Origin of the sequence: Paracoccus sp. MC1862 (genome assembly GCF_016617715.1) — a bacterium.
GTDB lineage: Bacteria > Pseudomonadota > Alphaproteobacteria > Rhodobacterales > Rhodobacteraceae > Paracoccus.
The window spans coordinates 716,373-743,364 of sequence record NZ_CP067225.1 but is presented as its reverse complement, the minus strand read 5'-3'; the positions used below and the strand labels follow the sequence as shown (position 1 = coordinate 743,364).

Below are 26,992 nucleotides of genomic sequence, written 5' to 3'. Positions count from 1 at the left end.
CCCTTGGCCCCTTGCGACAGGTTCCAGATGCCCCAGCCCCCCACCGACCCCGCGTCGCCCGCCGGCACCCTCACCGGTCGGATCGCGTTCCAGGGCGAGCCGGGCGCCTATGGCCACGAGGCCTGCCGCCAGGCCCGCCCGGATATGGAGGCGCTGCCCTGCGCCACGTTCGAGGATACGGTGGAAGCCTGCCGGTCAGGCGTGGCCGACCTCGCGATGCTGCCGGTCGAGAACTCGACCTACGGCCGGGTCGCCGACATCCATCACCTGCTGCCCGAATCCGGCCTGCATATCATCGACGAGACCTTCGTGCGCGTCCACATCAGCTTGCTGGGCGTTCCCGGCGCCCGGATGGAGGACATCACCGAGGCGATGAGCCACACGGTCCTGCTGGGCCAGTGCCGCAACTTCCTGCGCCAGCACGGCATCAGCACCGTCACCGGCGCCGATACGGCCGGCAGCGCCTTGATGGTCGCGCAGGCCGGCGACAAGCGCCGCGCGGCGCTGGCAAGTCCGCTTGCCGGCGAGATCTACGGGCTGCACCGCCTGGCCGACCGGATCGAGGACCGCCAGAACAACACCACCCGCTTCCTGATCATGGCGCGCGAGCCGGATCACTCCCGCCGCCTGAACCGCGCGGGGGACGCCTCGATGCTGACCAGCTTTGTCTTCCGCGTCCGCAACATTCCGGCCGCGCTTTACAAGGCGATGGGCGGATTTGCCACGAACGGCGTCAACATGACCAAGCTGGAAAGCTACATGGTGGACGGCGTCTTCACCGCAACGCAGTTCTATGCCGACATCGAGGGCCACCCCGATGACCCCGCAGTGATGCGGGCGCTGGACGAGCTGCGCTATTTCACCTCGGCCCTGACCATCCTCGGCGTCTATCCCGCTGACCCGCTGCGCGCCGAGCAGTCCGCCCGCCGCTGACGACAGGGCTCAGCGCCGCCGTTCCGTCAGGTCGAACAGGAACTTGCCCACCTTGTCGGCGAACCTGCGGTCAAGCTGGGCCTTGCCAAGCTTGGCCGTCTGCAGCATCAGCCGCGCGCGCATGTTGCGGGGCTTCACCTTCAGCTCAAAGATCACCCTCGACTTGGCGCGCGTCAGCGCGACCACGGTCATCTCGATGCCGATGTCCAGAGAATCGCTTCCTCCCGCCATCGCGATCTTTTCTGGACGGTCGAACCGGGTGACGTCCAGCCGCAGCTCGCGGCGCTTGCCGCGATGATCGAAGGCCAGGTCCCAGGCCATGCCCGCGCCTGGTTCCTGCGCCGGATCGACCCGCCGGATGCTCGTGCCGCGCCGCACCAGCATCCGCTCCATCCGGGGGAAGTCGCTGATTGCGTCGAAAAGCTGGACCGCTGGCAATCCGGTATCCTGACGCAGTGAAAATTTCATCGAGCGGCCACCAGATCCTTGAAAATCACCAGCCTCATAAACTTGGACGTGCATGCTTACAAGTTAACACGCGCAGGTTGTCTTGGGATGAAGCGGGCTTGCAACGCGCCTTGTCCCGTCCTATCTGTCGGGCCGAGAGGTTGGCGCGGGCGAGCGCCTCGCCAACCCGGTCAGGTCCGGAAGGAAGCAGCCGTAACGAGCCCCGCTTGGGTCGTTGTCCAACCTCTCACCTTTCCCTTGCCTCGACCTGCTGACGCCCGATCCCGAGGATCTGGTAAAGCACCAGTGCCGCAAGCGTCGAGGTGCCGATTCCGCCCAGCGCGAAGTCTCCGATGTTCAGCGTGAAGTCGCCGGCGCCGAGAATCAGCGCTACGCCTACAGTGAACAGGTTGCGCGGGTCGGCGAAATCCACCTTGTTCTCGACCCAGATCCGCACCATGGCCGAGGCGATCAGCCCGAAGACCGACACCGACAGTCCCGCCAGCACCGGCGCGGGAATCGTCTGCAGGATGGCACCGAACTTGGGCGACAGCCCCAGGCAGATGGCGACCACGGCGGCGATCACGAAGACCAGCGTCGAATAGACCTTGGTCATCGCCATGACGCCGATGTTCTCGGCATAGGTGGTGACGCCCGTTCCCCCGCCCGATCCCGCGACCACCGTCGCCAGCCCGTCCGCGAAGAAGCCGCGCCCGATATAGCGGTCCATGTTCTGCCCGGTGATCGCGCCCAGCGCCTTGATATGGCCCAGGTTCTCGGCCACGAGGATGATCGCCACAGGTGCGATCAGGGTGATGGCGGACCAGTGGAACTCGGGCCGCTGGAAGGCCGGCAGGCCGAACCACGCCGCGCCCGCGACCTTGCCGAAGTCGATCCCCGGCACGATGCCGAGACCGTTCCCCAGCACCAGCACCAGCACATAGCCGAACACCAGCGCCAGCAGCACCGAGATCCGTCGCGAGGCCTGCGGCCCATGGCACGAGATCATGGCCATGCACAGCACCGTCAGCAGCGCGATGGTCGTATGCGCCGCCGTGGGATTGCCGAAGGCGTTGAGCTGCTGCACCGCGACCGGCGCAAGGTTCAGCCCGATCGCCACCCCGATGGTCCCGGTCACGACCGGCGGCATCAGCCGCTCGACCCAGCCCGAGCCGACCATCATCACGATCAGACCAATCAGCGCGTAAAGGGCGCCGCAGGCAACAATGCCCCCCAGCGCGTGCCCGATGGTCGCGCCCTCCTGCCCCATCACTGCCAGCACCACGGCGATGAAGGCGAAGGAGGACCCCAGATAGCTCGGCACCCGCCCGCCGGTGATGAGGAAGAACAGAAGCGTCCCTACCCCCGAGAAGAACACCGCCACATTCGGGTCGAAGCCCATCAGGATCGGCGCCACGATGGTCGAGCCGGACATCGCCAAGAGATGCTGGAGGCCCATGGTGAACGAGGCCGCCGCAGGCAGGCGCTCGTCCGGCATCACCACGGGGCCCGCGGCGGGGCGCCAGGTCGGAAAATAGGACATTGATTCCTCGGGGGTAGCGGTTCGGCGATTGCCTTACCGCTTTCACCGCGCAGCGCCAATCCATCCTCGGATCGGCGCCTCGGTGGCGACAGGCGATCCCACGATCCACAGCCGGATGCGAGACCCGGCGCAGATGCGTGGAAAAGCCATGCCATGCGGACCGTTCAACAGCCGCGCGCCTGCCGGCTCAGCGGCAATCCAGCGACACGTTCACCGGATTCGGGACCAGGTCCAGCATGGCCCCGCTGCTCGAATCCACGGCCACGCCGATCAGCCCGCCGACGAAGACGTTGCCCGCCATCGCCGCCCCGCCGCCACCGGCGACGCGGTTCGTCACCCGGATCTGCTGCGGCTGGCAACGTTCCTTCTGCACCAGCAAATTCAGTTCCGACTTGCGCGGCACCTTGAAGGTGCAGGGCGTGGCATCGCAGGTTTGCCCGTCGCTCATCTTCACCTGCGCCGCGCCCGGCGTCGAGTTCACGACAAGCGCATCGTTGGTGCCCCGCGTGATCGTGGCGCAACCCGCGGTCAGGGCGACCAGCCCGAGAATAACAAGTCTGGAATACATGGATTTTCCCCTTTCACATCCGTGATCGGAGATAGCGCGAGCCTGCTTAAGAACGGGTATCCGGGCATCCGCGGAATGGTTCAAATGCCATGCAGATGCCGGAACTGCCCCGGGGCAGGCTACAACCTGCCCGCCACCCACTGGCTGATCAGCCAGCCCGCGATCGCCCCCGCCCGTGGCGCCTTCAGCACCGCATGGGTGCCGGCCATGACCGAGGCCATCTCGTCCCGGGAAACCCAGCGGGCATCCTCAAGCTCGACCGGGTCAAGGGTGATCTCGTCGCTCTCGGCCTCTCCGACCATCCCCAGCATCAGCGAGGAGGGAAAAGGCCAGGGCTGGCTGGTGGCATAGCGGACAGAGCCGACGCGGACGCGGGTTTCCTCGAAGACCTCGCGGCGAACGGCGGCCTCGACCGTCTCGCCCGGCTCGATGAAGCCGGCAAGGCAGGAATACATCCCCTCGGGCCAGCCGGGCGAGCGGCCGATCAGCGCACGGTCCCCTCGCACCACAAGCATGATGACGAGCGGATCGGTGCGGGGGAAATGGGCGGTGGAACAGGCCGGGCAGATGCGCTGCCAGCCGGACTGGCGCGGCTCGCTCGGCTGGCCGCAGGCTGCGCAGAAACGATGGCTCGCGTGCCAGCCCGTCAGCGCGCGGGCGGTGGCGGCAAGCTCGGCCTCCAGCGGCGACAGGCGGGACATGACGCCGCGCAGTTCGACAAAGCGGGCCTGCGGCAACTCGGGATGGACCTGCTCGGTCGGGTCGAAGAACATCTGCGTCTCGGGCAACGAGGGCGGCAGCCAGGCAGAGATGTCTCGGGCCGCAACCGCCTGCTCGCCATCGAAGCCCAGCAGGACGGAGGGAAGGCCATCCTCCAGCGCCGGGTGATCGGCGGGAAGCCGCACCAGCCGCTCGCCTTCAAGGCAGAGCTTGCCGCGCCAGACCGGCAGCACCAGCGCGCCCTCCTGCCAGTCGCCGGACCCCCGCCGATCCGCCGCGCGGTCCAGCCCGCCGCCTGCAAATGCCAGATCCATGCCTGCCCCCATTCTGCCGCGCCACCCTGCCGCCGCAGCGCCGTAAAGCCAATGTCTTTCGGCCCCAAATATCCCCGCCGGAGGCACGCCCGGCCGCAAGCCGGGTGTTCTTGCAACCGTTGCCCTCGCCCGCCTCGCCGCCTACATTCCCCCGGTCAGACGAGGACCGAATGCCCGACACCCCCGCCTATCAGGTGCTCGCCCGGAAATACCGGCCGGAAACCTTTGCCGACCTGGTCGGCCAGGACGCCATGGTCCGCACGCTGCAGAACGCATTCGCCGCAGACCGCATCGCGCAGGCCTTCATCATGACGGGCATCCGCGGGACCGGGAAGACGACTACGGCGCGGATCATCGCCAAGGGGATGAACTGCATCGGCCCTGACGGCACCAGCGGCCCCACGACCAACCCTTGCGGGGTCTGCGAGCATTGCACGGCCATTGCCGAGGGCCGCCACGTCGACGTGCTGGAAATGGACGCCGCGTCTAGAACCGGCGTGAACGACATCCGCGAGATCATTGAATCCGTTCACTATCGGGCAGCGTCCGCACGCTACAAGATCTACATCATCGACGAGGTGCACATGCTCAGCACCTCGGCCTTCAACGCGCTGCTGAAGACGCTGGAGGAACCTCCGCCGCATGTGAAGTTCATCTTCGCGACCACAGAAATCCGAAAGGTTCCCGTCACCGTCCTGTCGCGCTGCCAGCGTTTCGACCTGCGCCGGATCGAGCCCGAGGTGATGATCGGCCTGCTGCGCCGGATCGCCACAGCTGAGGGCGCGCAGATCACCGACGACGCGCTGGCGCTGATCACCCGCGCGTCGGAAGGTTCGGCCCGCGACGCGACCTCGCTGCTGGATCAGGCGATCAGCCACGGCGCGGGGGAAACCACTGCTCCGCAGGTCCGTGCCATGCTGGGGCTGGCCGACCGGGGTCGGGTGCTCGACCTTTTCGACATGATCCTGCGCGGCGCAGCGGCCGAGGCGCTGGCCGAGCTGCAATCGCAATATTCCGAGGGCGCCGACCCGCTGGCAGTGTTGCGCGACCTGGCCGAGATCACCCACTGGGTCAGCCTCGTGAAGATCACGCCCGACGCGGCCGAGGATCCCACGGTCGGCCCCGACGAACGCACCCGAGGCCGCAAGATGGCCGAGCGCATCCCCATGCGCGCGCTGACCCGCCTGTGGCAGATGCTGCTGAAGGCGCTGGAGGAGGTCTCCGCCGCGCCGAACGCCATGATGGCCGCGGAAATGGCGATCATCCGCCTGACCCATGTGGCTGACCTGCCTGACCCCGAGGCGCTGATCCGCCGCGTGCAGGCGGGACAGGCAGCGGGCGAACTCGCGCGTCCGGCGATGCAGGCGCAGCGCGCACCGACCCATGCCGCGCCCAGCCACCAGATGTCCGCGCCCCCTGCCCGCATGACGGCCAGCGGTGCGATCGCGCTGGCGCCCGAGCCGCAGGTGGCGGCGGATGCGCTGGCAACCTATCCCGATTTCACCTCGGTGGTCGAACTGATCCGCCGAATGCGCGACATGGTGCTGCTGACGCAGGTGGAAGACCACATCCGCCTTGTCCGCTATGCCCCCGGCCGGATCGAGTTCCAGCCGACGCCAGATGCCCCGCGCGATCTCGCCCAACGCTTGGGCGAACGCCTGCGCGGCTGGACCGGCGGCGCCCGCTGGGCGGTCTCGGTGGTCGATCAGGGCGGCGGCCCCACGGTCAGCGAACAGAAGGCTGCGGCCCGCGCCGCCGCCGAGGCCGAGGCAATGAAGAACCCCGTGATCGCCGCAATCTTCGCGGCCGCTCCGGGCGCCCGCTTCAAGGCGATCCGCGACGAGACGCCGCCACTGGTGGATGACGAGACGGAAGACCTGCACGGCACCTCGCAAGGCGCGGTCGCGGCGGTCGAGGAATGGGATCCCTTCGAGGACGAGGAGTGAGACGATGAAGAACCCCTTCGGAGGAATGGGCGATCTGGGCAAGATGATGGCCGCCGCCCGCGACATGCAGGGCCGCGTCGAGGAGTTCCAGAAGACGCTGGAAACCCTGACCGTGACCGGAGAGGCCGGTGCGGGGCTTGTCCGCGTCACTGCCAATGCCAAGGGCGAGCTGAAGGGGCTTGAGATCGACCCTTCGATCTTCGTGCCGTCCGAAAAGCAGGTGGTCGAGGACCTGATCCTCGCCGCGATCAGGGACGCGCAGGAAAAGGCCGGAGCGCGGGCGCAGTCCGAGGGCCAGCGGCTTGCGGGTGACATGGGCCTGCCGCCGGGCATGAAGCTGCCCTTCTGACGTGGCCGAGGGCAGCGACGACATCCAGGCGCTGATCGCCCAGATCGCGCGGCTTCCCGGCCTTGGGCCGAGATCCGCCCGCCGCGTCGTGCTGGCGCTGATCCGCCGCCGCACCGGCCAGATGGCGCAACTGGCGCAACTGATGGCGACCGTGGCGGAACGGTCCCGCGAATGCACCCGCTGCGGCAACATCGGCGAATCCGACCTCTGCCCCATCTGCGCCGACCCCAAGCGTGGGAACGGCGAGCTTTGCGTGGTCGAGGATGTCGCCGACCTTTGGGCGCTGGAACGCGGCCGGGCCTTCCGGGGCCGCTATCACGTCCTCGGCGGGACACTATCCGCACTGGACGAGGTCGGGCCGGACCAGCTTGGCATTCCGCGCCTGATCGGGCGGGTGGGCGAGGAGGGCATCTCCGAGGTGATCCTTGCGCTCAACGCCACGGTCGAGGGCCAGACCACCGCCCATTACATCGCCGAGGCTCTGGAGGGGACGAATGTCACCGTCACTGGCCTCGCGCAAGGCGTCCCAATCGGGGGCGAACTGGACTATCTTGACGACGGCACCATCAGCGCGGCTCTGCGGGCGCGCAGACGGTTGTGAATGCGCCGCGATCCGACGCTCTGGCTGATCGATGCGTGGAAATCACGCAGGCTGCGCAGCGGCAGGGCGATATCGCGGATGCGGAGGTTGCGTGCCGGACAGATCGGTGCGTGAAAACCGCGCATCCTGCGGGCACTCCACAAGGACGGAGGACAGATTGACCACCCCCTTCACCAGCCCGCCGATGCAGGTCGAGCAGGACTGGACCGACTACAACGGTCATCTGAACATGGCCTATTACCACCTGTTGTTCGACCGCGCGGTGGACGGGGCGCTGGTGCCGCTGGGGCTTGGGCCCGAGGTTGCGGCGAAAACCGGCGCCTCGGTCTTCACCGCGCAGGCGCAGGTGCATTACATGCGCGAACTCCATGCGGGCGACAGGGTGGTGGTAGAAACGCGGCTGATCGAGCACGACTCGAAGCGGTTGCATTACGTCCAGACGATGCGGCGCGTCGGGGAAGACGCGCCCGCCGCCATCAGCGAGAACCTGGTCCTGCATGTCGATCTGAACAGCCGCCGCGTCGCGCCCTTCACGCCCGAGGTGCTGGCGCGGATCGCGGAAGCGGTCGCGGCCCATGCGGACCTGCCGCTACCCCGGCAGGTCGGGCGCCAGGTAGGATTGCGGCGCGACTGAAACGAAAAAGGGCGCGCGGGTCTCCCCGCAGCGCCCCCGATGCCTCGCCCGAACAGGTCAGGCGTCCAGCTTCTTGACCTCTTCGGCTTCCAGCGTCGTGCCGGCCGATTTCGAGATCTCGATCCTGCGCGGCTTCAGCGCCTCGGGCACCTCGCGCACCAGGTCGATGTGCAGCATCCCGTCAACGTGGCTCGCGCCCGTCACGCGGACATGGTCGGCCAGCGCGAACTTGCGTTCAAAGGCGCGGGTCGCGATACCGCGGTGCAGGAAGGTCTTGCCCTCGTCTTCCTCGGCCTTGCGGGCGGAAACGATGACGGCACCCTCCTTCATCTCGACCGACAGGTCGTCGGCGGCAAAGCCTGCGACGGCGATCGAGATGCGATAAGCATTCTCGCCGGTCTTCTCGATGTTGTAGGGAGGATAGGTGGGCGTGGTGATGTCGGCGGCAAGCGCGCGATCCATCAGGTCGGCAATGCGGTCGAAGCCAATCGACGCACGATATAGCGGGGTCAGGTCCATAGTGCTACGCATGGGTCGCATCCTTTTCAGCGATGTGAACAGTCATGCCCCCCGGAAACCGGGCAGGCGGTTCGCCGGCGCCATCTGGCCATCCGGCTGCAATGAATCTGGGAAGCGGCCCCGCCCCTGTCAAGGGGTGAGTCAGGTCGAAGGCACGCCCTTCGGGGCCCAGATCGCGGGGTCCGCAAGCTCGATGGAATTGCCCGCCGGGTCGCGGAAATAGATCGAGCGGCGGCCGTTCGGCCACAGGAAGTCCGCCTCGATCCCGATGCCGTGGTTTTCCAGATGCGCCCGCCAGCGGTCCAGCGCCTCGGGTGCGACGGCAAGGCAGGCGTGGCCCGGGCCACGTGCGCCATGCGGGGGCACAGGCTGGTCGGCGTCGGGCTTGGGCGGCACCTCGGTTGCATCGGGGTTGAAGACCAGCAGCACCTGCGGGCGCGGCTGGTCGGCCGTGCGAAAGAAGACATGGCGGTCGGGGACGCTGACGATTTCCTCCAGTCCCATGATCTCTGTCCAGAACATCCGGGCGGCATCAAGGTCGTCGGCGTAGAGCGCGGTTTCCAACGTGCCCAGCAGCGGCAGGATGGTCATGCGGCGTGCTCCAGTTCGGTCAGCGCGGCGGGGCGTGGGCCGCCGGTCGCCCAGTCGAGCAGCTCGACGGTGTGGACGATGGGGATGCCGGTGCCCTGCCCGATCTGCATCATGCAGCCGATGTTGCCGGCAGCGATGACCTGCGGGCCGACAGCCTCGATGGTGCGGACCTTGCGGTCGCGCAGGGCAGCGGAGAGTTCCGGCTGCAGCAGGTTGTAGGTGCCCGCCGAGCCGCAGCACAGGTGCGAATCTGCCGGTGTCACGACTGTCGCCCCCGCCTGCCCCAGCAGCACCTTGGGCGCCGCGACGATGCGCTGGCCGTGCTGCAGCGAACAGGCGGCGTGATAGGCCACGCGCAGGTTCAGGGGCTGCGTGACCGGGGGCAGGCCGTGGCTGTCGAGGAACTCGGTGATGTCGCGCGCGAGGCTGGCCACCCGCTCGGCGGCTTCGCGGTCTGGGTCATGGGCGAAGAGATGGCCATAGTCCTTGACGACCGTCCCGCAGCCTGAGGTGTTGACGATGATCGCGTCCAGCGGCGCCTCGGCGTCGGCTGCAAGGAAAGCGCGGATCGTGTCGCGTGCGGTTTCCCGTGCCGCGTCGTCGCGGCCCATGTGATGGGTCAGCGCGCCGCAGCAGCCGAGATCGCGCGGGATCACCACCTCGCAGCCTGCGCGGCGCAGCAGGCGGATGGTGGCGTCGTTGATGTCGGCATTCAGCGCCTTCTGCGCGCAGCCGGTCAGGATGGCGACTCGCGCGCGTTTCGGGCCGATGGGGGCATAGGTCGCGCCCTTGTCGTCGTTGGTGGGGCCGACGATGCGGGGCGGTGCCATCTCGAGCATCGCGCGCAGGCGGCGGTCGGGCATCAGCCGCGCGAAGGGTTTTGCTAGCTTTGCGCCGATCAGCGCCATGCGGAAGCGGCCGGGATGCGGCAGCACCCAGGCCAGAACCGAGCGCAGCGCCCGATCGCGCCAAGGGCGTCGGTAGGTCTTTTCGACATGGACCCGCGCATGGTCGATCAGGTGCATGTAGTCCACGCCCGAAGGGCAGGTCGTCATGCAGGCGAGGCAGGACAGGCAGCGGTCAAGGTGCAGCGTCGTCTTCTCGTCCGCCGGCCTGCCGGATTCCAGCATGTCCTTGATGAGGTAGATACGTCCGCGCGGACTGTCGAGTTCGTCGCCCAGGATCTGGTAGGTCGGGCAGGTCGCCGTGCAGAAGCCGCAATGGACGCAGGTCCGCAGGATCTTGTTGGCGGTGGCAATGCCGGGGTCGGCCAACTGTTCAGGGGTGAAGTTCGTCTGCATCTCAGGCCACCGTCAGTTCGGGTGCGGCGAATATCCCGCGCGGGTCGAAGCGTTCGCGCAACCCGTCCTCGAGCCTCCGGGTGACGGGATCGGGAGGGGGCAGCGGGCCGCGGTGCGTGCCTTGCAGGCAGAGGGCGCGGGCGCCTTGCGGCAATGCGGGACGAGCATTGGGCGCAAGTGAGAAGAAGATCAGCGAGGCGCCCCAGTCAAGCGCCAGCGGGGTCGCATCAGGGTTCATGGTCAGGATCGCGGCGGTCTGTGAGGGGCGGCACGCGATGCGCCAGATGGCGCTGCCGGACCGGGGCGCTGCCCCGGACCCCGGGATATTTCCACGAAGAAGAAGCCAAGGGTCATCCTTGAGGGACTGGACCTCTCCAAAGGCGGACAGGCGGGCGGTGAGGGTCTCGGCGCGAAGTTCGACCGAGCCTTCCAAGCCCTCGATGCGGACCAGTGCGCCCAGGTCGGGCAGCCAGGCGGCGCCGGTCACGTCCCAGGGGCCGGTCAGCGCGGCAGTGAGGGCGGGGACAGCCGCAGCGGCGTCTAGTTCAGGTAGCGCGAGCGTGAGGCTGAAGGGCGGGATCGGTTGGATCTTGAGGCTGACCTCGGTGAGAACGCCAAGGGTGCCGCGGCTGCCGGCCATCAGCTTGACGAGGTCGTAGCCCGTGACGTTCTTCATGACCCGGCCGCCGTTGCTGACGATCTTTCCGCCGCCGTCCACGAAGCGGACGCCCAGCAGGCTGTCACGGGCGGCCCCGTCCTTGACGCGGCGCGGACCGCTGGCGTTCGCCGCAATGACGCCGCCGATGGTTGAGCCCGGCGCGGGCGGTGGCTCGAAGGCGAGGCGCTGACGTTCCGAGGCCAGCAGCGCCTCGATCTCCGCCAAGGGAGTTCCGGCGCGGGCAACCAGCGTCAGGGCGGCTGGTTCATAAAGCGTCACGCCGGTCAGCGCGGCGGTCGGAAGCCGCGTCCCCTGCCCCTCGCCCGGCAGCAGGCGGGTGCCGCCACCGATGATTGACAGCGGGCCACGGCCTGCGCGGATCAGCGCGGCCAGTTCGGCTTCGGTTTCAGGCCGCATTGCGGCGGGCCTCCCGGCGGGTTTCGGAAACTTCCAGCGGGAAGACCTTGGCCGCGTTCAGCAGCCACTGGGGGTCGAAGACGTCCTTGACGCGCATCTGCGCCTCCATGTCGGCATCGGTGAACTGCGCAGTCATCAGGTCGCGCTTTTCCACGCCCACGCCATGCTCGCCGGTCAGGCAGCCGCCGACCTCGACGCAGAGGCGCAGGATGTCGGCGCCAAGCGCCTCGACGCGTTCCAAGTCACCGGGGCGGTTGGCGTCGAAGATGATGAGCGGGTGCATGTTGCCGTCGCCTGCATGGAAGACGTTGGCGACGGGCAGGCCCGCGGCCTCGGACATCTCGGCGATGCCGCGCAGCACCCTGGGCAGGGCCGAGACGGGGATCGTCCCGTCAAGGCACATGTAGTCGCCCATCTGCCCCATCGCGCCAAAGGCCGACTTGCGGCCCAGCCAGATGCGGCGGGATTCGTCCTCGGACTTGCTTTCGCGAAACTCGACGGGCGAGAACGCCTCGGCGATGGCGCGGATCAGGGTCAACTGCTCGTCAATTTCTGAGGGCGTGCCCTCGACCTCGACGATCAGCAGGGCCTCGCAGTCGGGATAGCCGGGGCGGGCAAAGTTTTCCGTGGCCACGATGCAGGGGCGGTCCATGAACTCGATGGCGACGGGCAGGACGCCCGCGCGGATGATCGCAGCAACGCAGGCGCCGGCGGTTTCCGAACTGTCGAAACCGATCAGCACGGGGCGGGCACCGGCGGGCTTGGGCAGGATGCGCAGCGTGGCCTCGGTCACGACGCCAAGCTGGCCCTCGGCCCCGCAGACGACGCCCAGCAGGTCGAGGCCCGGTCCCTCGCCCATCGGCCCGCCCAGTTCCACGATGCTGCCGTCCATCAGCACCATCGTCACGCCCAGCAGGTTGTTGGTCGTGACCCCGTATTTCAGGCAATGTGCCCCGCCCGAGTTCATGCCGATGTTGCCGCCGATTGCGCAGGCCAACTGGCTGGAGGGGTCGGGCGCGTAGAAGAACCCGGCTTCGTCCACAAAGGTGGACACAGACAGGTTCGTCCGTCCCGCCTGCACCCGGATCACGCGGTCGCCGTAATCGACCTCAAGCACGGCGTTCATGCGGGCGAGGCCAAGCACCACCGCGTCAGCCGTGGGCATGGACCCGCCCGCAAGGCTGGTGCCCGCGCCGCGGGGGACGACGGGCACACGTTCCTCGTGGCAGACTCGCAGGATGGCGGCGACCTCCTCGGTCGTTGTGGGCAGGGCCACGGCCAGCGGTGGGCAGCGGTAGGCTGACAGCGCATCGCACTCATAGGCGCGCGCCTCAACCGGATCGTCGATGACGTCACCCGCGCCGATGACCGCGCGCAACCGCGCGACGATCGACTCGCGGCGGGCGATCACGCCAGCGTCGGGGATGGGCATTCGCATGATTCAGCCTCCTGCGACGAGGCAGGCGGCCTCGTCCCTGAGCATGGCGCGGGGCTTGCAAGAGCCGGTTTCCGCATCGTCGGGCAGCCAAGCGAAACCGCTGCCCGTCATCTTCGAGGGGTCGATGCGGTCGGCGTCAGCGGGAAAATCCCCATGGATCGCGTGAGGAGCGGCCATCCTGTTCCTCCCTGTTCTTCTTTCCGAGATAGTCACCGACCGACGCGCTGGCAACCGCCGCAGGCCGGGCCTATCGTCTCTCCGACCGACCCGAGGGACACCCGTGACCCACCTGCCCCTGACCCTGACGCGCCTCGACCTTCTGGCGCTGGCGCTGCTGGCCGCCGCCTGGTTCGGCGCGGCGCGGGTGATCGAGCATCCGCCCGCGCGGCTGCCTTCCGTCTCGGTCCTGATGACGACCTATCGCCGCGACTGGATGCGCCAACTGGTCGCGCGCGATTCGCGCATCTTCGACGGGAACATCCTGACAAGCCTGCGCGAAGGCACGTCCTTCTTCGCCTCGGCCTGCATGATCGCCATCGGGGGCGGGCTGGCGCTGATCGGCAACACCGATCCCTTGGCCGGGATCGCCCGCGACCTGGACGCGGGCGAGATCCCCGAGATGCTGTGGCGGCTCAAGATCCTGCTGGTGCTGCTGTTCGTGGCGAACGCATTCCTCAAGTTCGTCTGGGCGCACCGGCTGTTCGGCTATTGCGCGATCATGATGGCCGCAGTTCCGAACGACCCCGACCTGCCGGAAGCCGAGCCGCGCGCCATGGCCGCCGCGCAGGTCAACATCCAGGCCGCCCGCAACTTCAACATCGGGCTGCGTGCGGTCTATTTCGCCCTCGGCGCGATCGGCTGGCTTGCGGGCGCATGGGGACTGATGCTGGGCACCGTGGTGGTGACCAGCATCACGCTGCGGCGCGAGTTCGCTTCGGGGTCGCGCCGGGCGATCGTCGCGGACCTGGGGCGGCGGGATTAACCCTGCCAGTGCGGCTTGCGTTTGGCGAAGAAGGCCTCAATGCCGTGGGGGGCCTCGTCGTCCTCCCACACGGCGATCAGCGCGTCCACGGACATGTCGATGATCCCGCGGTCGATCCGGGGACCCAGCGCACGGGTCAGGCGCTTGGCTGCGGCCACCGCCTTGGGCGCGGTCTGCAGGTAGGGCGCCACCTCGTCCTCGATGGCGGCGTCAAGGTCCTCGGGGTCCACGGCATAGGCGAGCAGGTTCAGCGCCTCGGCCTCGGCTGCGTCGAAGATGCGGCCGGACATGAAAACGCGGCGGGCCTTGTCCTCGCCCATCCGCGCGACAACGTAGGGGCCGATGGTGGCGGGGATCAGGCCGAGCTTCGTTTCCGTCAGCCCGAACTTCGCCGTGCGCGCGCCCACCGCCACGTCGCAGACCGACATCATGCCGATGCCGCCGCCAAAGGCGTTGCCATGGACGCGGCCGATCAGGGGCTTGGGCAATTCGTTCAGCGCATTCAGCATCAGCGCCAGTTCCGCCGCGCCCTGCCGCCGGGTCGCGGCGTCTGCGGCCATCTGGTCCTGCATCCAGCCGAGATCGCCGCCCGCGCAGAAGCTTTTGCCTTCGGCGGCCAGCACCACCACACGCACCGCAGGATCGGCGCCAAGCTGCTCTGCGGCTTGCGTCAGCTCGGCGATCATCTGCGCCGACAAGGCATTGTGCTTGTCGGGACGTGCCAGCCACAGGGTCGCTACCCCGCGCGCGTCTGTTTCGATGCGGATCGTTTCCATTCAGTTCTCCCGTTTCCGCGCTCGCCTTATTCCCTACCCGCGCATCCCCTGCGCCATCTCGGCGGCCTGCCGCAGCACGGCCATGTCCAGCCCGGTGTCGAACCCGCGCCCGGCCAGATGCGCGGCCACCTTCTCGGTCGCGACGTTCCCTGCCGCGCCCGGCGCATAGGGGCAGCCGCCGAGGCCGCCGACCGCGGCGTCGAAGACCCGCAAGCCCCGCGCGAGGCTCGCGTCGATGTTGTCCAGCGCGCGGCCGGACGTGTCGTGGTAATGCCCGGCCAGGATCGTCGCGGGCATCTCCTCCAGCACGGCGGCCAGCATGGCGTCGATCGCCTCGGGTACGGCCTGCCCGATGGTGTCGGCCAGGCTGATCTCATAGCAGCCCATGTCGCGCAGGGCGGTGGCAACGCGGACTACGTTTTCCGGGGGGATCCTGCCGTCGAAGGGGCAGTCGGTTGCGACGCTGACATAGCCGCGCACCGGAATTCCGTCGGCACGCGCGGCCTCCATCACCGGGGCGAAGCGTTCGAGGCTTTCGGCGATGGTGCAGTTCAGGTTGGCGCGGGCGAAGCCTTCCGAGGCGCTGGTGAAGACCGCCACCTCGGAGGCTTTGGCGTCCCGCGCGCCCTGGTAGCCCTTGAGGTTCGGGGTCAGGGCCGCGTAGCTGACGCCGGGGGCACGGGTGATGCCCGCCAGAACCTCGGCGGCGTCGGCCATCTGCGGCACCCATTTCGGGGATACGAAGCTGGTGACCTCGATCCGGCGGAAGCCTGCGCGCGACAGCAGATCCACCAGCGCGATCTTGTCGGCAGCGGGGATCAGGCGCTTTTCGTTCTGCAGCCCGTCGCGCGGGCCCATTTCGAAGATCTCGACGGTTTCAGGCATCTGACACCTCGTAGAAGTCGCGGTCGTAGAGCACCACCTCACCGTCCTTGGGCAAGGCGCGCTGGAAAGCTGGCCGTTCGGCGCAGCGGTCGGCATAGGCTTGCAGCGCAGGCGACAAAGGCACGAAGCGGCGGGCGGTCCAGACCGACCAGCCGACCGCGCAATCGACGCCCGAGAAGCCCCCGGCCATCAGCCAGTCCTGTTCCTCGACCGTCTGTTCGACCAGCCGCAGGGTGCGGGCCAGCCGCGCGGTTTCCAGCTTCATCACCGTCAGCGAGCGGGTTGCCGGATCGCGCAGCATCAGATGGCTCTGGGTGAGATTGGCAATGTGCTGGCCGATGGTTTCCGCAAAATGCAGCCAATCGAGCCAGCCGAGCCGCCCCTCCTCGCCCGGGGCACGTCCCAGATGCGGACCCCGCGTCTCGCACAGGTATTCGACCATCGCCCCGGATTCATGGATCACGCTGCCGTCGATCTGCAGGGCGGGGGCGCGGCCCACAGGGTGGATGGCCTCGTATTCCGCCTCGCGCATGTCCTTGCTGCGCAGGTCCATGACCCGCAGGCTGAAGGGCAGGTCCAGTTCGTTCAGCAGCCACAGGATGCGCATCGACCGCGACAGGGGCACGTGCCACAGGATGATGGCATCCTGATCGGCGTCCTTGACAGGGCCGCCGCTGGCGGGCGGGGTCTCGGCCATCAGTCGCGGCCCACCATGACGTCGCTGGCCTTGATGACGGCATAGGCCTGCTCGCCGACCTTCAGCCCCAGATCCTCGACCGCCGCATTGGTGATCGAGGACGTGATCACCGAACCGCCAACGTCGATGCGGACGATGGCGTTGACGGCGCCCTTGGTGATCTCGGTCACGGTGCCTCTGAGGACGTTGCGCGCGCTGAGTTTCATGGGGTTCTCCCTCGTTGATGCGGCCAGCCTAGGCCGGGGCGTGTTCGTCTTCCAGCCGGATCAGCGGGGCGCCCGCCTCGACCTGGTCGCCTGCAGCGGCCAGCACCTCGGCCACAGTGCCGTCGCGGGCGGCGGTCAGGGTGTGTTCCATCTTCATGGCCTCAAGGATCGCCAGCCGGTCGCCCGCCGAAACCTGCTGACCGGATTCCACGAAGACCGCCTTGACCAGCCCCGGCATGGGGGAAAGCGTGAGTCCGCCCCCCGCCGCCTCGGCCTGCCGGTCCAGCGGGTCCTGCGGCACCAGCGTCAGGCTGCGGCCGCCGAAGACGCTGACGCCCGCCGGATGGGTCACGATGCGAGAACGGCGGGGGGCGCCGTTCACCCACCAGCGTTCACCTTGCCAGAGGACGTCATGGGCGGTGCCATCCAGCGTGACGCGGGCGCGGCCGGGGCCGAGCACCTCGACGACGCCCTCACCGCCCTCCCATGTCACGGTGCGCCTGAGCGGTGACCAGAGCGTGACGCCGCCGCGCACCTTGGGGTCATGCAGTCCAGCCACGCCCAGCGCGGCAAGCGCGCGGGTCTCGGGGGACGGCTCGGCCTGATCGAGCAGTTGGTCGAGATCGCGGGCGATCAGGCCGGTATCGACCTCGCCCTTGCGGAAGCCCTGATGCCGGGTCAGGGCGATCAGGAAGTCGATGTTGGTGACGGTGCCCGCGACCTCGGTATCCACCAGAGCGGTTTCCAAAGCGCGCAGGGCAATGGCGCGGGTGGGGCCGTGGGTGATGACCTTGGCGATCATCGGGTCGTACCACGGGCTGATGCTGTCGCCCTGCCGCACGCCGGTCTCGTTGCGGGCGTTCTCGGCGAACCTGAGGTGCGCGAGCTTGCCCGTCGCCGGCAGGAAGCCTGCAGGCACGTCTTCGGCGTAAAGCCGCGCCTCGAAGGCGTGGCCGGTGATGGTCAGTTCGTCCTGCTGTTTGGGCAGCGGCTCGCCCGAGGCAACGCGAAGCTGCCATTCGACCAGATCGACGCCGGTGATGGCCTCGGTCACGGGATGCTCGACCTGCAGGCGGGTGTTCATCTCCATGAACCAGAAGCCATCGGAGCGCAGGCCGCGGCTTCCGTCCACGATGAACTCGATGGTGCCGGCGCCGGCATAGCCGATGGTCTCGGCGGCGCGGACGGCGGCGGCGCCCATCGCGGCGCGGACCTCGGGGGTCATGCCCGGGGCCGGGGCTTCCTCGATCACCTTCTGGTGGCGGCGCTGGAGGGAACAGTCCCGCTCGAACAGGTGGACGGCGATGGTGCCGTCGCCGAAGACCTGCACCTCGATATGGCGGGGGGCGGTGATGTATTTCTCGATCAGCACGGCAGGGTTGCCAAAGGCGGTCTGCGCCTCGCCCTGTGCGGATGCGAGCGCGTCCGCGAAGTCCTGCGCGCGCTCGACCAGCCGCATCCCCTTGCCGCCGCCACCCGCCACGGCCTTGATCAGCACGGGATAGCCGATCCGCTCGGCCTGATCGGCCAGAAAGGCCGCGTCCTGGTTCTTTCCATGATAGCCGGGGACGACCGGAACGCCCGCCTGTTCCATCAGCGCCTTGGCCGCATCCTTGAGGCCCATCGCGCGGATCGCCTTGGCCGAGGGGCCGATGAAGACCAGCCCGGCGGCCGTCACCGCATCCACGAAGTCGGGGTTTTCGGACAGGAAGCCATAGCCCGGATGGATCGCCTGCGCGCCGGTATCCAGCGCCGCCCGGATGATGGCGTCGCCGCGCAGGTAGCTGTCCTTGGGCGCGGGGCCGCCGATATGGACGGCCTCGTCGGCCATCGAGACATGGCGCGCACCCCGGTCGGCGTCGGAATAGACCGCGACGGTGCCGACGCCGAGCTTGCGGCAGGTGTCGATGACGCGGCAGGCGATCTCGCCCCGGTTGGCGATCAGGATCTTGCTGAACATGCGGTTGTCCCATGCTGCCCGGCCGCACCGGGGGTTTTCCACCCCCGGACCCCCGGAGGATATTTGTGCGATGAAGAAAGACCAGGGATGCTTTGCATCGTCACATCCTGAAGACGCCGAAGCGGGTGGGCTCGATGGGTGCATTCAGGCTGGCGCGCAGGGACAGCGACAGCACGTCGCGGGTCTTGCGCGGGTCGACGACGCCATCGTCCCAAAGCCGGGCCGAGGCGTAGAGGGGGTGCGACTGGCGGTCGAACATTTCGATCGTGGGGCGCTTGAACTCGGCTTCTTCTTCCGCGCTCCAAGTGCCGCCCTTGCGCTCGATCCCCTCGCGGCGGACGGTGGCGAGGACGCCAGCCGCCTGCTCGCCGCCCATGACGCTGATGCGCGAGTTGGGCCAGCTCCAGAGGAAGCGCGGGGAATAGGCGCGGCCGGCCATGCCGTAGTTGCCCGCGCCGAAGGAGCCTCCGACCAACATGGTGATCTTGGGGACCGAGGTCGTCGCCACCGCCGTCACCATCTTGGCGCCGTGGCGGGCGATGCCCTCATTCTCATATTTCCGGCCGACCATGAAGCCGGTGATGTTCTGCAGGAAGACCAGCGGGATCGACCGCTGAGAGCAAAGCTCGATGAAATGTGCGCCCTTGATGGCGGCTTCCGAGAACAGGACGCCGTTGTTGGCGATGATGCCGACAGGGCAGCCCTCGAGATGGGCGAAGCCGGTGACCAGCGTCTCGCCAAAGCGGGGTTTGAACTCGTCGAACCGGCTGCCGTCCACCGTGCGGGCGATGACCTCGCGGATGTCGTAGGGGGTGCGCAGGTCGGCGGGGACGACGCCCAGGATCTCCTCGGGGTCGTAGAGAGGCGCTTCCGGCGACTGCCAGACCACTGTCTGCGGCAGGCGGCGGTTCAGGTGGCTGACGGCGCGGCGGGCGAGCGCGAGGGCGTGGGAGTCGTCCTCGGCGAGATAGTCGGCCACGCCGGACAGCCGCGTGTGGACGTCGCCGCCGCCCAGGTCCTCGGCGCTGACGACCTCTCCGGTCGCGGCCTTCACCAGCGGCGGGCCGGCGAGGAAGATCGTGCCTTGGTTGCGGACGATGATGGTGACGTCCGACATGGCGGGGACATAGGCGCCGCCCGCCGTGCAGCTTCCCATCACCACGGCGATCTGGGGGATGCCCTTGGCGCTCATTTGCGCCTGATTATAGAAGATGCGGCCGAAATGGTCGCGGTCGGGGAAGACCTCGTCCTGATTGGGAAGGTTCGCGCCGCCCGAGTCCACCAGATAGACGCAGGGCAGATGGCAGGCTTCCGCGATCTCCTGCGCGCGGAGATGCTTTTTCACCGTCGTCGGGTAATAGGTGCCGCCCTTCACGGTGGCGTCGTTGGCGACGACCATCACGTCAAGGCCGTGCACCCGCCCGACGCCCGCGATCACGCCCGCGCCGGGGGCCGCGCCGTCATACATCCCGTGCGCGGCCGTCGCGCCGATTTCCAGAAAGGGCGAGCCGGGGTCGAGCAGGTTCGCCACCCGTTCCCGCGGGGGCATCTTGCCGCGCGAGGCGTGGCGGGCCAGCGCATCCGCGCCGCCGCCCTGGGCCGCGGCCTCGGCCGCCTGCCGGATTGTGTCCAGCATGGACAGATGCGCCTGCCGGTTGGTGCGGAAGGCGTCGGACGAGGTCAGGGCCGCCGATTTCAATTTCATGCCGGATGATCCTGTAAGGGCCAAGGGGTGCGGCGCGTTGTCGCGGGGGCGTTCACGCGGCGAAAGGTTTGATCTGGATCATGTGACTGTTCCGCGCGCGGGCGCAGGTCAGCGGCAGATGATCGAACGGGAGAACAGCGATGAAAACGATCAGCCTTGCCGCCCTTGTCGCCGCCCTGGCGATGCCCGCGCTTGCCCAGCAGGCAGGCGACTGGACCATCGGCCTGGGCCTGGGCAGCGTCATGCCCAAGGACGACAACGGCACCGTCGCCGGGAACCTTGACGTCGAGGTCGGCAACGACCTGCGCCCGACTCTGACGGTGGAATATTTCCTGCGCGACAACATCGGCATCGAGCTGCTGGCTGCCACGCCCTTCAAGCATGACATCGACATTGATGGTCTGGGCAAGGTCGGCTCGGTCAAGCACCTGCCGCCGACGCTGAGCGTCAACTATCACTGGGATACCGGTTCGGTCTTCAAGCCCTATGCGGGAATCGGGCTGAACTACACCAGCTTCTGGGATGAATCGACGAGTGGGGCGCTGGACGGCAACGACCTGGATATTGAGCATAGCTGGGGCCTTGCGCTGCAGGCGGGCGCCGACTGGTGGCTGAACGACAAGTCCGCCGTCCGCGCCACGGTCCGCTGGATCGACATCGATGCCGATGTGAAGCTGAACGGCGAGAAGATCGGCGAGGTCGAGATCGACCCCTTCGCCGTGCAGGCCACCTACGTCTTCAAGTTCTGACAGGGACGCATGGGGACTGGCGGAGATCATGTGCCCTCCGCCAGCTTGCGCAACTCGCGCCGCATGACCTTGCCCGTCACAGTCATCGGCAGCGCGTCGAGGAAGACCACCTCGCGCGGGTAGCTGTGCGCGGCGCAATGGGTGCGGGCGTGGTCCTGCAATTCCCTCGCCAAAGCGTCCGAGGGCGCGAAGCCTCGGCGAAGCACGACATAGGCCACGACGATTTCCGTCCGCAGCGGGTCGGGTTTGCCGATCACGCCCGCAGCGGCGACGGCGGGGTGCTTGATCAGCACGTCCTCGATTTCCGACGGGCCGATACGGTAGCCGGCGGATGTGATCACGTCGTCGTCGCGCCCGACGAAGCGGACATAGCCGTCCTCGATCACGCCGCGGTCGCCGGTGACCAGCCAGTCGCCGCGGAACTTCTCGGCCGTGGCTTCAGGGCGGTTCCAGTAACCCAGCATCATGGAGCCCGCGCCGCGGCGGATGGCGATGTCGCCCTCTCCGTCCGTGGGCTGGCCCTGCTCATCGATCACTTGCAGGTCGAAGCCGGGCACCGCCTTGCCGATGGAGCCGGGGCGCGCGGGAAACATCGACGAGGCCGAGGCGGCGACCATGTTGCATTCGGTCTGACCGTAGAACTCGTTGATCGTCAGGCCGAAGGCGCGGCGGCCCCAGTCGAGCATCTCGGCCCCCAGCGTCTCGCCGCCCGAGGCGACGGATCGCAGGCCAGGGACCGTCGCCTCCGCCGCCTTGAGCATCCGCAGCGCGGTCGGCGGCAGGAAAGTCGCCGTCACGCCGCAGTCTCGGATCAGCGCCACGCAGGTATCCACGTCGAATTTGGGCAGGCGCGCGGCCACGACTGGCACGCCGAGGGCAAAGGCCGGCATCGCCACGTCGAAAAGCCCCCCGATCCAGGCCCAGTCCGCCGGGGTCCACAGCACGTCGCGGCCGGGTTCCAGCAGGTCGTGGCTCATTTCCACCCCCGGCAGGTGGCCGGTCAGCATCCGGTGCCCGTGCAGCGCGCCCTTGGGGCTGCCGGTGGTGCCCGAGGTATAGATCATCACTGCAGGGTCTTCCGGGCTGGTCTCGGCTGTCGGGAAAGGTCCGGCGTCGGGCAGGTCGTCCTCCTCGGGGACGATCACGTTGAGGCCGGAGGGGGCCAGCATCGCGCGGCCCTCGGGGTCGGTGATGACCGTTCCGATCCCGGCATCGGTCAGGCGCAGGCGCAGCGCCTCGTCCCCGAACAGCTTGAACAGCGGGACCGAGATCGCGCCGGATTTCCAGACCGCGGCATGGGCGGCGGCGGTCCAGGCGGACTGGGTGCGGAACACCCCGATCCTCTCCCCCCGGATCGCCCCCAGCGCGTGGGCCAGGCGGTCCGCCCGCGCCGCAAGCTCGCCGTAGGTGATGGGGCGCGGCGTGCCGTCATATTCGATGATCGCCGTCCGCCCAGGCTCGGCCCGCGCCCAGTCGCCGACGGCCTGATCCGCCATGTTCAACCGCGCGGGCCAGTTCCAGCGGAACTCGCGGCGAAGCCGATCGTAATCGGTGCTGTCGAGCGTCGGGTTCATCGGGTCCGCTCCGCCAGATAGCCGTCGATCCGCAGGGATTGCAGCGCCGTCTCGCGCGTCAGGCAGGCAGGTCCGGCCATGTCACCTTCGGGCTGGCTCGCCCAGGATCGGGCTTCATAGGCACAAAGCGAATCGCGGAAGGCGATCCAGGCCCGCTCGGCCTGCCGCAAGGCATCGGCGCCCTCTCCCACCTCGGCCGCCATCAGGCGGGTGTAGCCGTCGTTCAGCTGCCCATCCCAATAGTCGCGTTCGGCGCCCAGGCAGGGGCCACGTCCGTCCACCGGGCCGACGTCCTTGTAGACCTGCTTCAGCCGCGCCACGCAGGCTGCCTGCTGGGTGCCGATGCAGGTGCTTGCCGTCACCATGTCGGGTGCCGCTGCGACGCAGGCATTCATCGCTTCGGCATCCACCCTGGCCTGATCGGCGGGCATGGCGATGCCGGGGGCGGCCAACCCGCAGGACAGCGTTGCAAGAACGGCGCGCAGCAGGTGCAGGGGCCACCTGCCCGCCTGCGCGATCTGCGAGCGGATCACCGTCCCCCCTCCTCCACATAGTCGCGCAGTTCCAAGGCGCGCTCGGCGGTGCGCTGCATCCGGCACGTCCCGCCGACTACGCCTGCAAGCGAGCCGCCCTCGTAGGCGCTGGCCTCATAGGTGCAGGCGGCGTCCACAAAGGCGATCCAGGCGCGCTGGGCGTCCCGCAGCGCCACCGCCCGCGCCTCCGGGGACTGGCGCAACTCGGCATAAGCGGCGTTCAGCATCTCATCCCATTGGGCGGTTTCGGGCGACAGGCAGCCGTGCATCCCGGCGGTCGTCTCTCCTCCAGCAGCGTTCATGCAGGCCTGAAAGGCGACGCCGATGCAGGCGCGCCGCGTAGTCTGGTCCGGGGCAGCGCCGAGGCAGGCGGGGATCAGCGCCGGATCATACTGCTGCGCCGAGGCGGGCAGCGCGGCCATGAACGCGAGGGCAAGGGCCCGGATCACTCCAGCGCCATCAGCTCGCGGCCGATCAGCATCCGGCGGATTTCGCTGGTGCCGGCCCCAATCTCCATCAGCTTGGCGTCGCGGAAGAGCCGGCTGACGGTAGAATCGTTCAGGAAGCCCGCGCCGCCCAGCGCCTGCACGGCCTGATGCGCCTGCGCCATCGCCTGCTCGGAGGCGTAAAGCACCGCCCCCGCCGCGTCCTGCCGCGTCACCTTGCCCGCGTCGCAGGCCCGTGCGACCTCGTAGACATAGGCGCGGGCGGTGTTCAGCGCGACATACATGTCGGCGATCTTGCCCTGCATCAACTGGAAGTTCCCGATGAACTGGCCGAACTGCTTGCGTTCACGCACATAGGGCATCACCTCGTCGAGGCAGGCGGCCATGATGCCGGTGCCGATGCCCGACAGGACCAGCCGTTCGTAATCGAGGCCGGACATCAGCACGCGCACGCCCCTGCCCTCCTCGCCCAGCACGTTCTCGAAGGGAATCTCGGCATCCTCGAAGATCAACTCGCCCGTGTTCGAGCCGCGCATCCCCAGCTTGTCGAAATGCGGCCCCTGGGTGAAGCCCTTGGTGCCCTTTTCCACGATGAAGGCGGTCATGCCCTTCGAGCCCGCCTCGGGGTCGGTCTTGGCATAGACCACCAGCACATCGGCATCGGGACCGTTGGTGATCCAGTATTTGCTGCCGTTCAGGACGTAGTAGCCGTTCCGCTTCTCGGCCCGCAGCTTCATGCCGACGACATCGGACCCCGCGCCTTCCTCGGACATCGCCAAGGCGCCGACATGCTCGCCGGAACACAGCTTCGGCAGGTATTTCCGCTTCTGCTCCTCGGAGCCGTTCAGCTTCAACTGGTTGAGGCAGAGATTCGAATGCGCCCCATAGGACAGGCTGACCGAGGCCGAGGCTCGCGCGATTTCCTCGACCGCAATGGTATGGGCAAGATAACCCATGCCGGTGCCGCCGTATTCCTCGGGTACCGTGATGCCCAGCAGGCCAAGCTCTCCCATTTCGCGCCAGAGGTCGGCGGGAAAGACGTTCTCGCGGTCCACCTGCGTGGCGATGGGCCTGATCCATTCCTGCGCCCAGCGGTGGACGAGGTCGCGCAGTGCGTTCACGTCCTCGCCAAGGTCGAATTCCATCCCCCGCGTGAACATTTCAACCCTCCCCCGGTTATTGAACGTTCGTTCAGTTAATTCGCCTTATGCCGCAGAGAGCAGGCGTCGGTCAACAGTAACCGCAATGCGGCGGCAGCGCGCAAGGCTGGTCTCCGGCGCAAGTCGATGGTCGGTGACGGGCGGCCTGCTGCGGCTCTCGGCCGCGACAACGCAAGATGAAGAAGGCCCCCTCAGACCGGCCGATGCGCGAGGTAGTGGCGCACCGCGCCGATCACATGGCGGAAGCGGTCGCCGCCAAGATTCTTGCCGCCATACCAGCGGGTGACGACGACGAGATGATCGTCCAGCCCCTCGCTTTCCAGCATCCGCAGGATGATCGCGCCGGCACCGGATTCGCCGTCATCGGCCTTCAGCCCCTCGCCGCCCAGCCGCGCGGCCCAACTGTTATGGGTGGCCTTGGCAAAGCGGCGGACGGATTTCAGTTCGGCCAGCCGCGCCTCGATCCCGGCCCGGTCGGCGACGGGTCCGCCCGAGACCGCATAGACCGAGCCGCGGTCCGAGATGATGCGGTCGAAGGTGGTAAGCCGGGACACTCAGAACAGCCCTTCGATCCGCCCCTCGGCGTCCAGCCCGATCCGGTTCGCCGCAGGTTCCCGCGGCAGGCCGGGCATGGTCATGATGTCGCCGCAGATGGCGACGATGAAGCCCGCGCCTGCCGCCAGTCGGACCTCTCGGATCGGGATGGTGAAGCCGCTGGGTGCCCCGAGCGCGGAAGGGTCCGCCGAGAAGCTGTAGGGCGTCTTGGCCATGCAGATGGGCAGGTGGCCGTAGTCCTCCTGCCAGGCGATCAGGCGGGCGCGGATGGAAGGCGGCGCCTCGACCCGCGCGGCGCCGTAGATGCGGGTGCAGATCATCTCGATCTTGTCCCACAGGTGCATCTCGTCGGGATAGAGCAGCCGGAAGCCCGAGGGTTCCGCCGAAAGCGCCGCCACCTCATGGGCAAGTTCCTCGGCCCCTGCCCCGCCCTCGGCCCAGTGGTGGCAGAGGATGGCGCGGACGCCTTCGCGGGCGGCTGCGTCTTGGACGGCGGCGATCTCGGCCGGGGTGTCGGTCGCGAAATGGTTGATGGCGACGACGAGCGGCAGGCCATAGGCGCGCAGGTTGCGGATATGGCGGATGAGGTTGGCGGAACCCGCGCGGACGGCACCCACGTCCTCGTTGGCAAGATCGGCGCGGCCGACGCCCCCGTTCATCTTCAGCGCCCGCACGGTCGCCACCAGCACCGCTGCGGCAGGCGCAAGACCGGCCTTGCGGCACTTGATGTCGAGGAATTTCTGCGCGCCCAGGTCGGCCCCGAACCCCGCCTCGGTCACGACGAAATCCGACAGCCGCAGCGCGGTGCGGGTCGCGATCACCGAGTTGCAGCCATGGGCGATATTGGCAAAGGGGCCGCCATGGACCAGCGCCGGGTTGTTTTCCAGCGTCTGCACAAGATTGGGCTGCAGCGCGTCCCGCAGCAGCACGGTCATCGCGCCGTCCGCCTGCAGGTCGCGGGCCGTGACCCACCTCCCGTCGCGGGTCTGCGCGACGATGATCCGCGCCAGCCGTTCCTGCAGGTCCTGAAGGTCGTCGGCAAGGCACAGGATCGCCATGACCTCGGAAGCGACGGTGATGTCGAAGCCCGTCTCGCGCGGCACCCCGTTGGCGGGACCTCCAAGCCCCACAACGGCGTCCCGCAGCACCCGGTCGTTCATGTCCATGACCCGCCGCCAGGTGATCCGGCGCGGGTCGATGTCCAGCGCATTGCCCCAGTGGATGTGATTGTCCAGCATCGCCGCCAGCAGGTTGTGGGCGCTGGTGATCGCGTGGAAATCGCCGGTGAAATGAAGGTTCATGTCCTCCATCGGCACAACCTGAGCGTGGCCCCCGCCTGCCGCGCCGCCCTTGATGCCGAAGTTCGGGCCAAGCGAGGCCTCGCGGATGCAGACGGTGGCAGGGTGGCCGATGCGGTTCAGGGCATCGCCGAGGCCGATGGTGGTGGTGGTCTTGCCCTCGCCCGCCGGCGTCGGGTTGATGGCGGTGACGAGGATCAGCTTGCCCTGCGGACGCCCGGCCAGCCCGTCGATGAAATCGCGCGGGATCTTCGCCTTGTCATGGCCATAGGGCAGAATATCGTCCGCCCCGATCCCCAGCTTTTCCGCGACCTGCCCGATCGGCAGCTTGGTCGCGGCGCGCGCGATCTCGATATCCGTCTTCATCCGCGTCCCCCTGTTGCGCCCCTTGGCCCGGCTTCGGCAAGCCATCAGCAAAAGGCATCGCCGCCCGGTGATACCGGGCGGCGACCTGTCATGTCCCTCGTCTTTCAGTCTTAAGCGCGCA

At 68.1% G+C, this 26,992-nt stretch carries 29 protein-coding genes and 1 other RNA gene; 8 read left to right on the top strand and 22 right to left on the bottom strand.

Going from position 1 to position 26,992, the window contains the following annotated elements; all coding sequences use genetic code 11:
* The first annotated feature begins 27 nt into the window (after positions 1–27).
* Positions 28–933: a prephenate dehydratase gene (locus tag JGR78_RS03780; RefSeq protein ID WP_182803080.1), complete on the top strand. Its 906-nt coding sequence runs from the start codon at positions 28–30 to the stop codon at positions 931–933.
* A gap of 9 nt (positions 934–942) precedes the next feature.
* Here the strand turns inward: JGR78_RS03780 and JGR78_RS03775 are convergent, their stop codons facing one another.
* Positions 943–1,401, bottom strand: a complete 459-nt coding sequence (locus JGR78_RS03775; protein WP_182803078.1) for an SRPBCC family protein — start codon at positions 1,399–1,401, stop codon at positions 943–945.
* Positions 1,402–1,534: 133 nt separating this feature from the next.
* On the opposite strand from JGR78_RS03775, the gene ffs reads away from it, so the two are divergent.
* Positions 1,535–1,633: signal recognition particle sRNA small type (gene ffs / locus JGR78_RS03770), an RNA gene on the top strand.
* Here ffs and JGR78_RS03765 read toward each other — a convergent pair.
* The 3 genes from JGR78_RS03765 to nudC all read right to left on the bottom strand — a co-directional run bounded on the left by JGR78_RS03765 (position 1,628) and on the right by nudC (position 4,525).
* Positions 1,628–2,923 (bottom strand): solute carrier family 23 protein, encoded by a 1,296-nt coding sequence (locus JGR78_RS03765; protein ID WP_182803076.1) that lies wholly within the window; start codon positions 2,921–2,923, stop codon positions 1,628–1,630. The genes ffs and JGR78_RS03765 overlap by 6 nt on opposite strands.
* A 187-nt stretch (positions 2,924–3,110) precedes the next feature.
* Positions 3,111–3,491 (bottom strand): translation initiation factor 2, encoded by a 381-nt coding sequence (locus JGR78_RS03760; RefSeq protein WP_182792334.1) that lies wholly within the window; start codon positions 3,489–3,491, stop codon positions 3,111–3,113.
* Between the two features lie 119 nt (positions 3,492–3,610).
* Positions 3,611–4,525, bottom strand: a complete 915-nt coding sequence (nudC, locus tag JGR78_RS03755; protein ID WP_234450847.1) for an NAD(+) diphosphatase — start codon at positions 4,523–4,525, stop codon at positions 3,611–3,613.
* Between the two features lie 170 nt (positions 4,526–4,695).
* On the opposite strand from nudC, the gene JGR78_RS03750 reads away from it, so the two are divergent.
* The 4 genes from JGR78_RS03750 to JGR78_RS03735 all read left to right on the top strand — a co-directional run bounded on the left by JGR78_RS03750 (position 4,696) and on the right by JGR78_RS03735 (position 8,055).
* Positions 4,696–6,471: a DNA polymerase III subunit gamma/tau gene (locus JGR78_RS03750; RefSeq protein ID WP_182792332.1), complete on the top strand. Its 1,776-nt coding sequence runs from the start codon at positions 4,696–4,698 to the stop codon at positions 6,469–6,471.
* Positions 6,472–6,475: 4 nt separating this feature from the next.
* The gene (locus JGR78_RS03745; protein ID WP_182792331.1) at positions 6,476–6,820 is read left to right on the top strand and encodes a YbaB/EbfC family nucleoid-associated protein; all 345 of its coding nucleotides are present in this window, start codon (positions 6,476–6,478) and stop codon (positions 6,818–6,820) included.
* A 1-nt stretch (position 6,821) separates the two neighbouring features.
* The gene (gene recR / locus JGR78_RS03740; RefSeq protein WP_182792330.1) at positions 6,822–7,421 is read left to right on the top strand and encodes a recombination mediator RecR; all 600 of its coding nucleotides are present in this window, start codon (positions 6,822–6,824) and stop codon (positions 7,419–7,421) included.
* 157 nt (positions 7,422–7,578) lie between these two features.
* Positions 7,579–8,055 (top strand): thioesterase family protein, encoded by a 477-nt coding sequence (locus tag JGR78_RS03735; RefSeq protein WP_200559438.1) that lies wholly within the window; start codon positions 7,579–7,581, stop codon positions 8,053–8,055.
* A 57-nt stretch (positions 8,056–8,112) separates the two neighbouring features.
* Here JGR78_RS03735 and JGR78_RS03730 read toward each other — a convergent pair whose 3' ends face one another.
* The 6 genes from JGR78_RS03730 to JGR78_RS03705 form a co-directional block, all read right to left on the bottom strand.
* Complete coding sequence (locus JGR78_RS03730; RefSeq protein WP_182792328.1) at positions 8,113–8,586, bottom strand: Hsp20 family protein; 474 nt, start codon at positions 8,584–8,586, stop codon at positions 8,113–8,115.
* Positions 8,587–8,715: 129 nt separating this feature from the next.
* The gene (locus JGR78_RS03725; protein ID WP_182792327.1) at positions 8,716–9,165 is read right to left on the bottom strand and encodes a VOC family protein; all 450 of its coding nucleotides are present in this window, start codon (positions 9,163–9,165) and stop codon (positions 8,716–8,718) included.
* Positions 9,162–10,466 (bottom strand): glycolate oxidase subunit GlcF, encoded by a 1,305-nt coding sequence (gene glcF / locus JGR78_RS03720; protein WP_182792326.1) that lies wholly within the window; start codon positions 10,464–10,466, stop codon positions 9,162–9,164. Before glcF ends, JGR78_RS03725 begins: the two co-directional genes overlap by 4 nt.
* 1 nt (position 10,467) lies before the next feature.
* Complete coding sequence (locus JGR78_RS03715; RefSeq protein ID WP_182792325.1) at positions 10,468–11,541, bottom strand: FAD-binding protein; 1,074 nt, start codon at positions 11,539–11,541, stop codon at positions 10,468–10,470.
* Positions 11,531–12,979, bottom strand: a complete 1,449-nt coding sequence (locus tag JGR78_RS03710; protein ID WP_182803071.1) for an FAD-linked oxidase C-terminal domain-containing protein — start codon at positions 12,977–12,979, stop codon at positions 11,531–11,533. The genes JGR78_RS03715 and JGR78_RS03710 overlap by 11 nt, the downstream gene beginning before the upstream one ends.
* Positions 12,980–12,982: 3 nt before the next feature.
* Positions 12,983–13,156 carry a hypothetical protein gene (locus tag JGR78_RS03705; RefSeq protein WP_182803069.1) on the bottom strand — a complete coding sequence of 58 codons (174 nt, stop codon included), beginning with the start codon at positions 13,154–13,156 and terminating at the stop codon, positions 12,983–12,985.
* A gap of 103 nt (positions 13,157–13,259) precedes the next feature.
* Between JGR78_RS03705 and JGR78_RS03700 the strand changes: the two genes are divergently transcribed.
* Positions 13,260–13,961 (top strand): DUF599 domain-containing protein, encoded by a 702-nt coding sequence (locus JGR78_RS03700; protein ID WP_182803067.1) that lies wholly within the window; start codon positions 13,260–13,262, stop codon positions 13,959–13,961.
* Here JGR78_RS03700 and JGR78_RS03695 read toward each other — a convergent pair.
* From JGR78_RS03695 to JGR78_RS03670, 6 genes are all read right to left on the bottom strand, one after another.
* Complete coding sequence (locus JGR78_RS03695; RefSeq protein WP_182803064.1) at positions 13,958–14,737, bottom strand: crotonase/enoyl-CoA hydratase family protein; 780 nt, start codon at positions 14,735–14,737, stop codon at positions 13,958–13,960. The two genes, JGR78_RS03700 and JGR78_RS03695, sit on opposite strands and share 4 nt — an antisense overlap.
* A 33-nt stretch (positions 14,738–14,770) precedes the next feature.
* Entirely contained in the window at positions 14,771–15,622 is an 852-nt protein-coding gene (locus tag JGR78_RS03690) for a hydroxymethylglutaryl-CoA lyase (protein ID WP_182792320.1), read from the bottom strand.
* Positions 15,615–16,319, bottom strand: a complete 705-nt coding sequence (locus JGR78_RS03685; protein ID WP_182803062.1) for a glutathione S-transferase family protein — start codon at positions 16,317–16,319, stop codon at positions 15,615–15,617. The genes JGR78_RS03690 and JGR78_RS03685 overlap by 8 nt, the downstream gene beginning before the upstream one ends.
* Entirely contained in the window at positions 16,319–16,525 is a 207-nt protein-coding gene (locus JGR78_RS03680) for a molybdopterin-binding protein (RefSeq protein ID WP_182803059.1), read from the bottom strand. Before JGR78_RS03680 ends, JGR78_RS03685 begins: the two co-directional genes overlap by 1 nt.
* Before the next feature lie 28 nt (positions 16,526–16,553).
* Positions 16,554–18,485 (bottom strand): acetyl/propionyl/methylcrotonyl-CoA carboxylase subunit alpha, encoded by a 1,932-nt coding sequence (locus JGR78_RS03675; protein ID WP_182803057.1) that lies wholly within the window; start codon positions 18,483–18,485, stop codon positions 16,554–16,556.
* Between the two features lie 100 nt (positions 18,486–18,585).
* The gene (locus tag JGR78_RS03670; protein ID WP_182792316.1) at positions 18,586–20,190 is read right to left on the bottom strand and encodes a carboxyl transferase domain-containing protein; all 1,605 of its coding nucleotides are present in this window, start codon (positions 20,188–20,190) and stop codon (positions 18,586–18,588) included.
* Positions 20,191–20,330: 140 nt separating this feature from the next.
* Here JGR78_RS03670 and JGR78_RS03665 point away from each other — a divergent pair, with 140 nt between their 5' ends.
* Complete coding sequence (locus JGR78_RS03665) at positions 20,331–20,939, top strand: OmpW family protein (RefSeq protein ID WP_182792315.1); 609 nt, start codon at positions 20,331–20,333, stop codon at positions 20,937–20,939.
* 26 nt (positions 20,940–20,965) lie between these two features.
* Here the strand turns inward: JGR78_RS03665 and JGR78_RS03660 are convergent, their stop codons facing one another.
* The 6 genes from JGR78_RS03660 to JGR78_RS03635 all read right to left on the bottom strand — a co-directional run bounded on the left by JGR78_RS03660 (position 20,966) and on the right by JGR78_RS03635 (position 26,871).
* Complete coding sequence (locus JGR78_RS03660) at positions 20,966–22,513, bottom strand: AMP-binding protein (protein WP_182803054.1); 1,548 nt, start codon at positions 22,511–22,513, stop codon at positions 20,966–20,968.
* Complete coding sequence (locus tag JGR78_RS03655) at positions 22,510–23,046, bottom strand: lysozyme inhibitor LprI family protein (RefSeq protein ID WP_182792313.1); 537 nt, start codon at positions 23,044–23,046, stop codon at positions 22,510–22,512. Before JGR78_RS03655 ends, JGR78_RS03660 begins: the two co-directional genes overlap by 4 nt.
* Entirely contained in the window at positions 23,043–23,495 is a 453-nt protein-coding gene (locus tag JGR78_RS03650) for a lysozyme inhibitor LprI family protein (RefSeq protein WP_182792312.1), read from the bottom strand. The genes JGR78_RS03655 and JGR78_RS03650 overlap by 4 nt, the downstream gene beginning before the upstream one ends.
* A complete protein-coding gene (locus tag JGR78_RS03645) occupies positions 23,492–24,652 on the bottom strand; it encodes an isovaleryl-CoA dehydrogenase (protein WP_182803050.1) in 1,161 nt (386 codons plus the stop codon). Before JGR78_RS03645 ends, JGR78_RS03650 begins: the two co-directional genes overlap by 4 nt.
* A gap of 191 nt (positions 24,653–24,843) precedes the next feature.
* Positions 24,844–25,206 carry a YigZ family protein gene (locus JGR78_RS03640; protein ID WP_234450846.1) on the bottom strand — a complete coding sequence of 121 codons (363 nt, stop codon included), beginning with the start codon at positions 25,204–25,206 and terminating at the stop codon, positions 24,844–24,846.
* A complete protein-coding gene (locus tag JGR78_RS03635) occupies positions 25,207–26,871 on the bottom strand; it encodes a formate--tetrahydrofolate ligase (RefSeq protein WP_182792310.1) in 1,665 nt (554 codons plus the stop codon).
* Positions 26,872–26,992 lie beyond the last annotated feature (121 nt).

Bases quoted from the DNA above. Each gene is read 5' to 3' on its own strand.
- JGR78_RS03780 (WP_182803080.1), top strand. From the start codon at position 28: ATGCCCCAGCCCCCCACCGACCCCGCGTCGCCCGCCGGCACCCTCACC.
- JGR78_RS03775 (WP_182803078.1), bottom strand. From the start codon at position 1,401: ATGAAATTTTCACTGCGTCAGGATACCGGATTGCCAGCGGTCCAGCTT.
- JGR78_RS03765 (WP_182803076.1), bottom strand. From the start codon at position 2,923: ATGTCCTATTTTCCGACCTGGCGCCCCGCCGCGGGCCCCGTGGTGATG.
- JGR78_RS03760 (WP_182792334.1), bottom strand. From the start codon at position 3,491: ATGTATTCCAGACTTGTTATTCTCGGGCTGGTCGCCCTGACCGCGGGT.
- nudC (WP_234450847.1), bottom strand. From the start codon at position 4,525: ATGGATCTGGCATTTGCAGGCGGCGGGCTGGACCGCGCGGCGGATCGG.
- JGR78_RS03750 (WP_182792332.1), top strand. From the start codon at position 4,696: ATGCCCGACACCCCCGCCTATCAGGTGCTCGCCCGGAAATACCGGCCG.
- JGR78_RS03745 (WP_182792331.1), top strand. From the start codon at position 6,476: ATGAAGAACCCCTTCGGAGGAATGGGCGATCTGGGCAAGATGATGGCC.
- JGR78_RS03730 (WP_182792328.1), bottom strand. From the start codon at position 8,586: ATGCGTAGCACTATGGACCTGACCCCGCTATATCGTGCGTCGATTGGC.
- JGR78_RS03725 (WP_182792327.1), bottom strand. From the start codon at position 9,165: ATGACCATCCTGCCGCTGCTGGGCACGTTGGAAACCGCGCTCTACGCC.
- glcF (WP_182792326.1), bottom strand. From the start codon at position 10,466: ATGCAGACGAACTTCACCCCTGAACAGTTGGCCGACCCCGGCATTGCC.
- JGR78_RS03715 (WP_182792325.1), bottom strand. From the start codon at position 11,541: ATGCGGCCTGAAACCGAAGCCGAACTGGCCGCGCTGATCCGCGCAGGC.
- JGR78_RS03710 (WP_182803071.1), bottom strand. From the start codon at position 12,979: ATGCGAATGCCCATCCCCGACGCTGGCGTGATCGCCCGCCGCGAGTCG.
- JGR78_RS03705 (WP_182803069.1), bottom strand. From the start codon at position 13,156: ATGGCCGCTCCTCACGCGATCCATGGGGATTTTCCCGCTGACGCCGAC.
- JGR78_RS03695 (WP_182803064.1), bottom strand. From the start codon at position 14,737: ATGGAAACGATCCGCATCGAAACAGACGCGCGCGGGGTAGCGACCCTG.
- JGR78_RS03690 (WP_182792320.1), bottom strand. From the start codon at position 15,622: ATGCCTGAAACCGTCGAGATCTTCGAAATGGGCCCGCGCGACGGGCTG.
- JGR78_RS03685 (WP_182803062.1), bottom strand. From the start codon at position 16,319: ATGGCCGAGACCCCGCCCGCCAGCGGCGGCCCTGTCAAGGACGCCGAT.
- JGR78_RS03680 (WP_182803059.1), bottom strand. From the start codon at position 16,525: ATGAAACTCAGCGCGCGCAACGTCCTCAGAGGCACCGTGACCGAGATC.
- JGR78_RS03675 (WP_182803057.1), bottom strand. From the start codon at position 18,485: ATGTTCAGCAAGATCCTGATCGCCAACCGGGGCGAGATCGCCTGCCGC.
- JGR78_RS03670 (WP_182792316.1), bottom strand. From the start codon at position 20,190: ATGAAATTGAAATCGGCGGCCCTGACCTCGTCCGACGCCTTCCGCACC.
- JGR78_RS03665 (WP_182792315.1), top strand. From the start codon at position 20,331: ATGAAAACGATCAGCCTTGCCGCCCTTGTCGCCGCCCTGGCGATGCCC.
- JGR78_RS03660 (WP_182803054.1), bottom strand. From the start codon at position 22,513: ATGAACCCGACGCTCGACAGCACCGATTACGATCGGCTTCGCCGCGAG.
- JGR78_RS03645 (WP_182803050.1), bottom strand. From the start codon at position 24,652: ATGTTCACGCGGGGGATGGAATTCGACCTTGGCGAGGACGTGAACGCA.
- JGR78_RS03635 (WP_182792310.1), bottom strand. From the start codon at position 26,871: ATGAAGACGGATATCGAGATCGCGCGCGCCGCGACCAAGCTGCCGATC.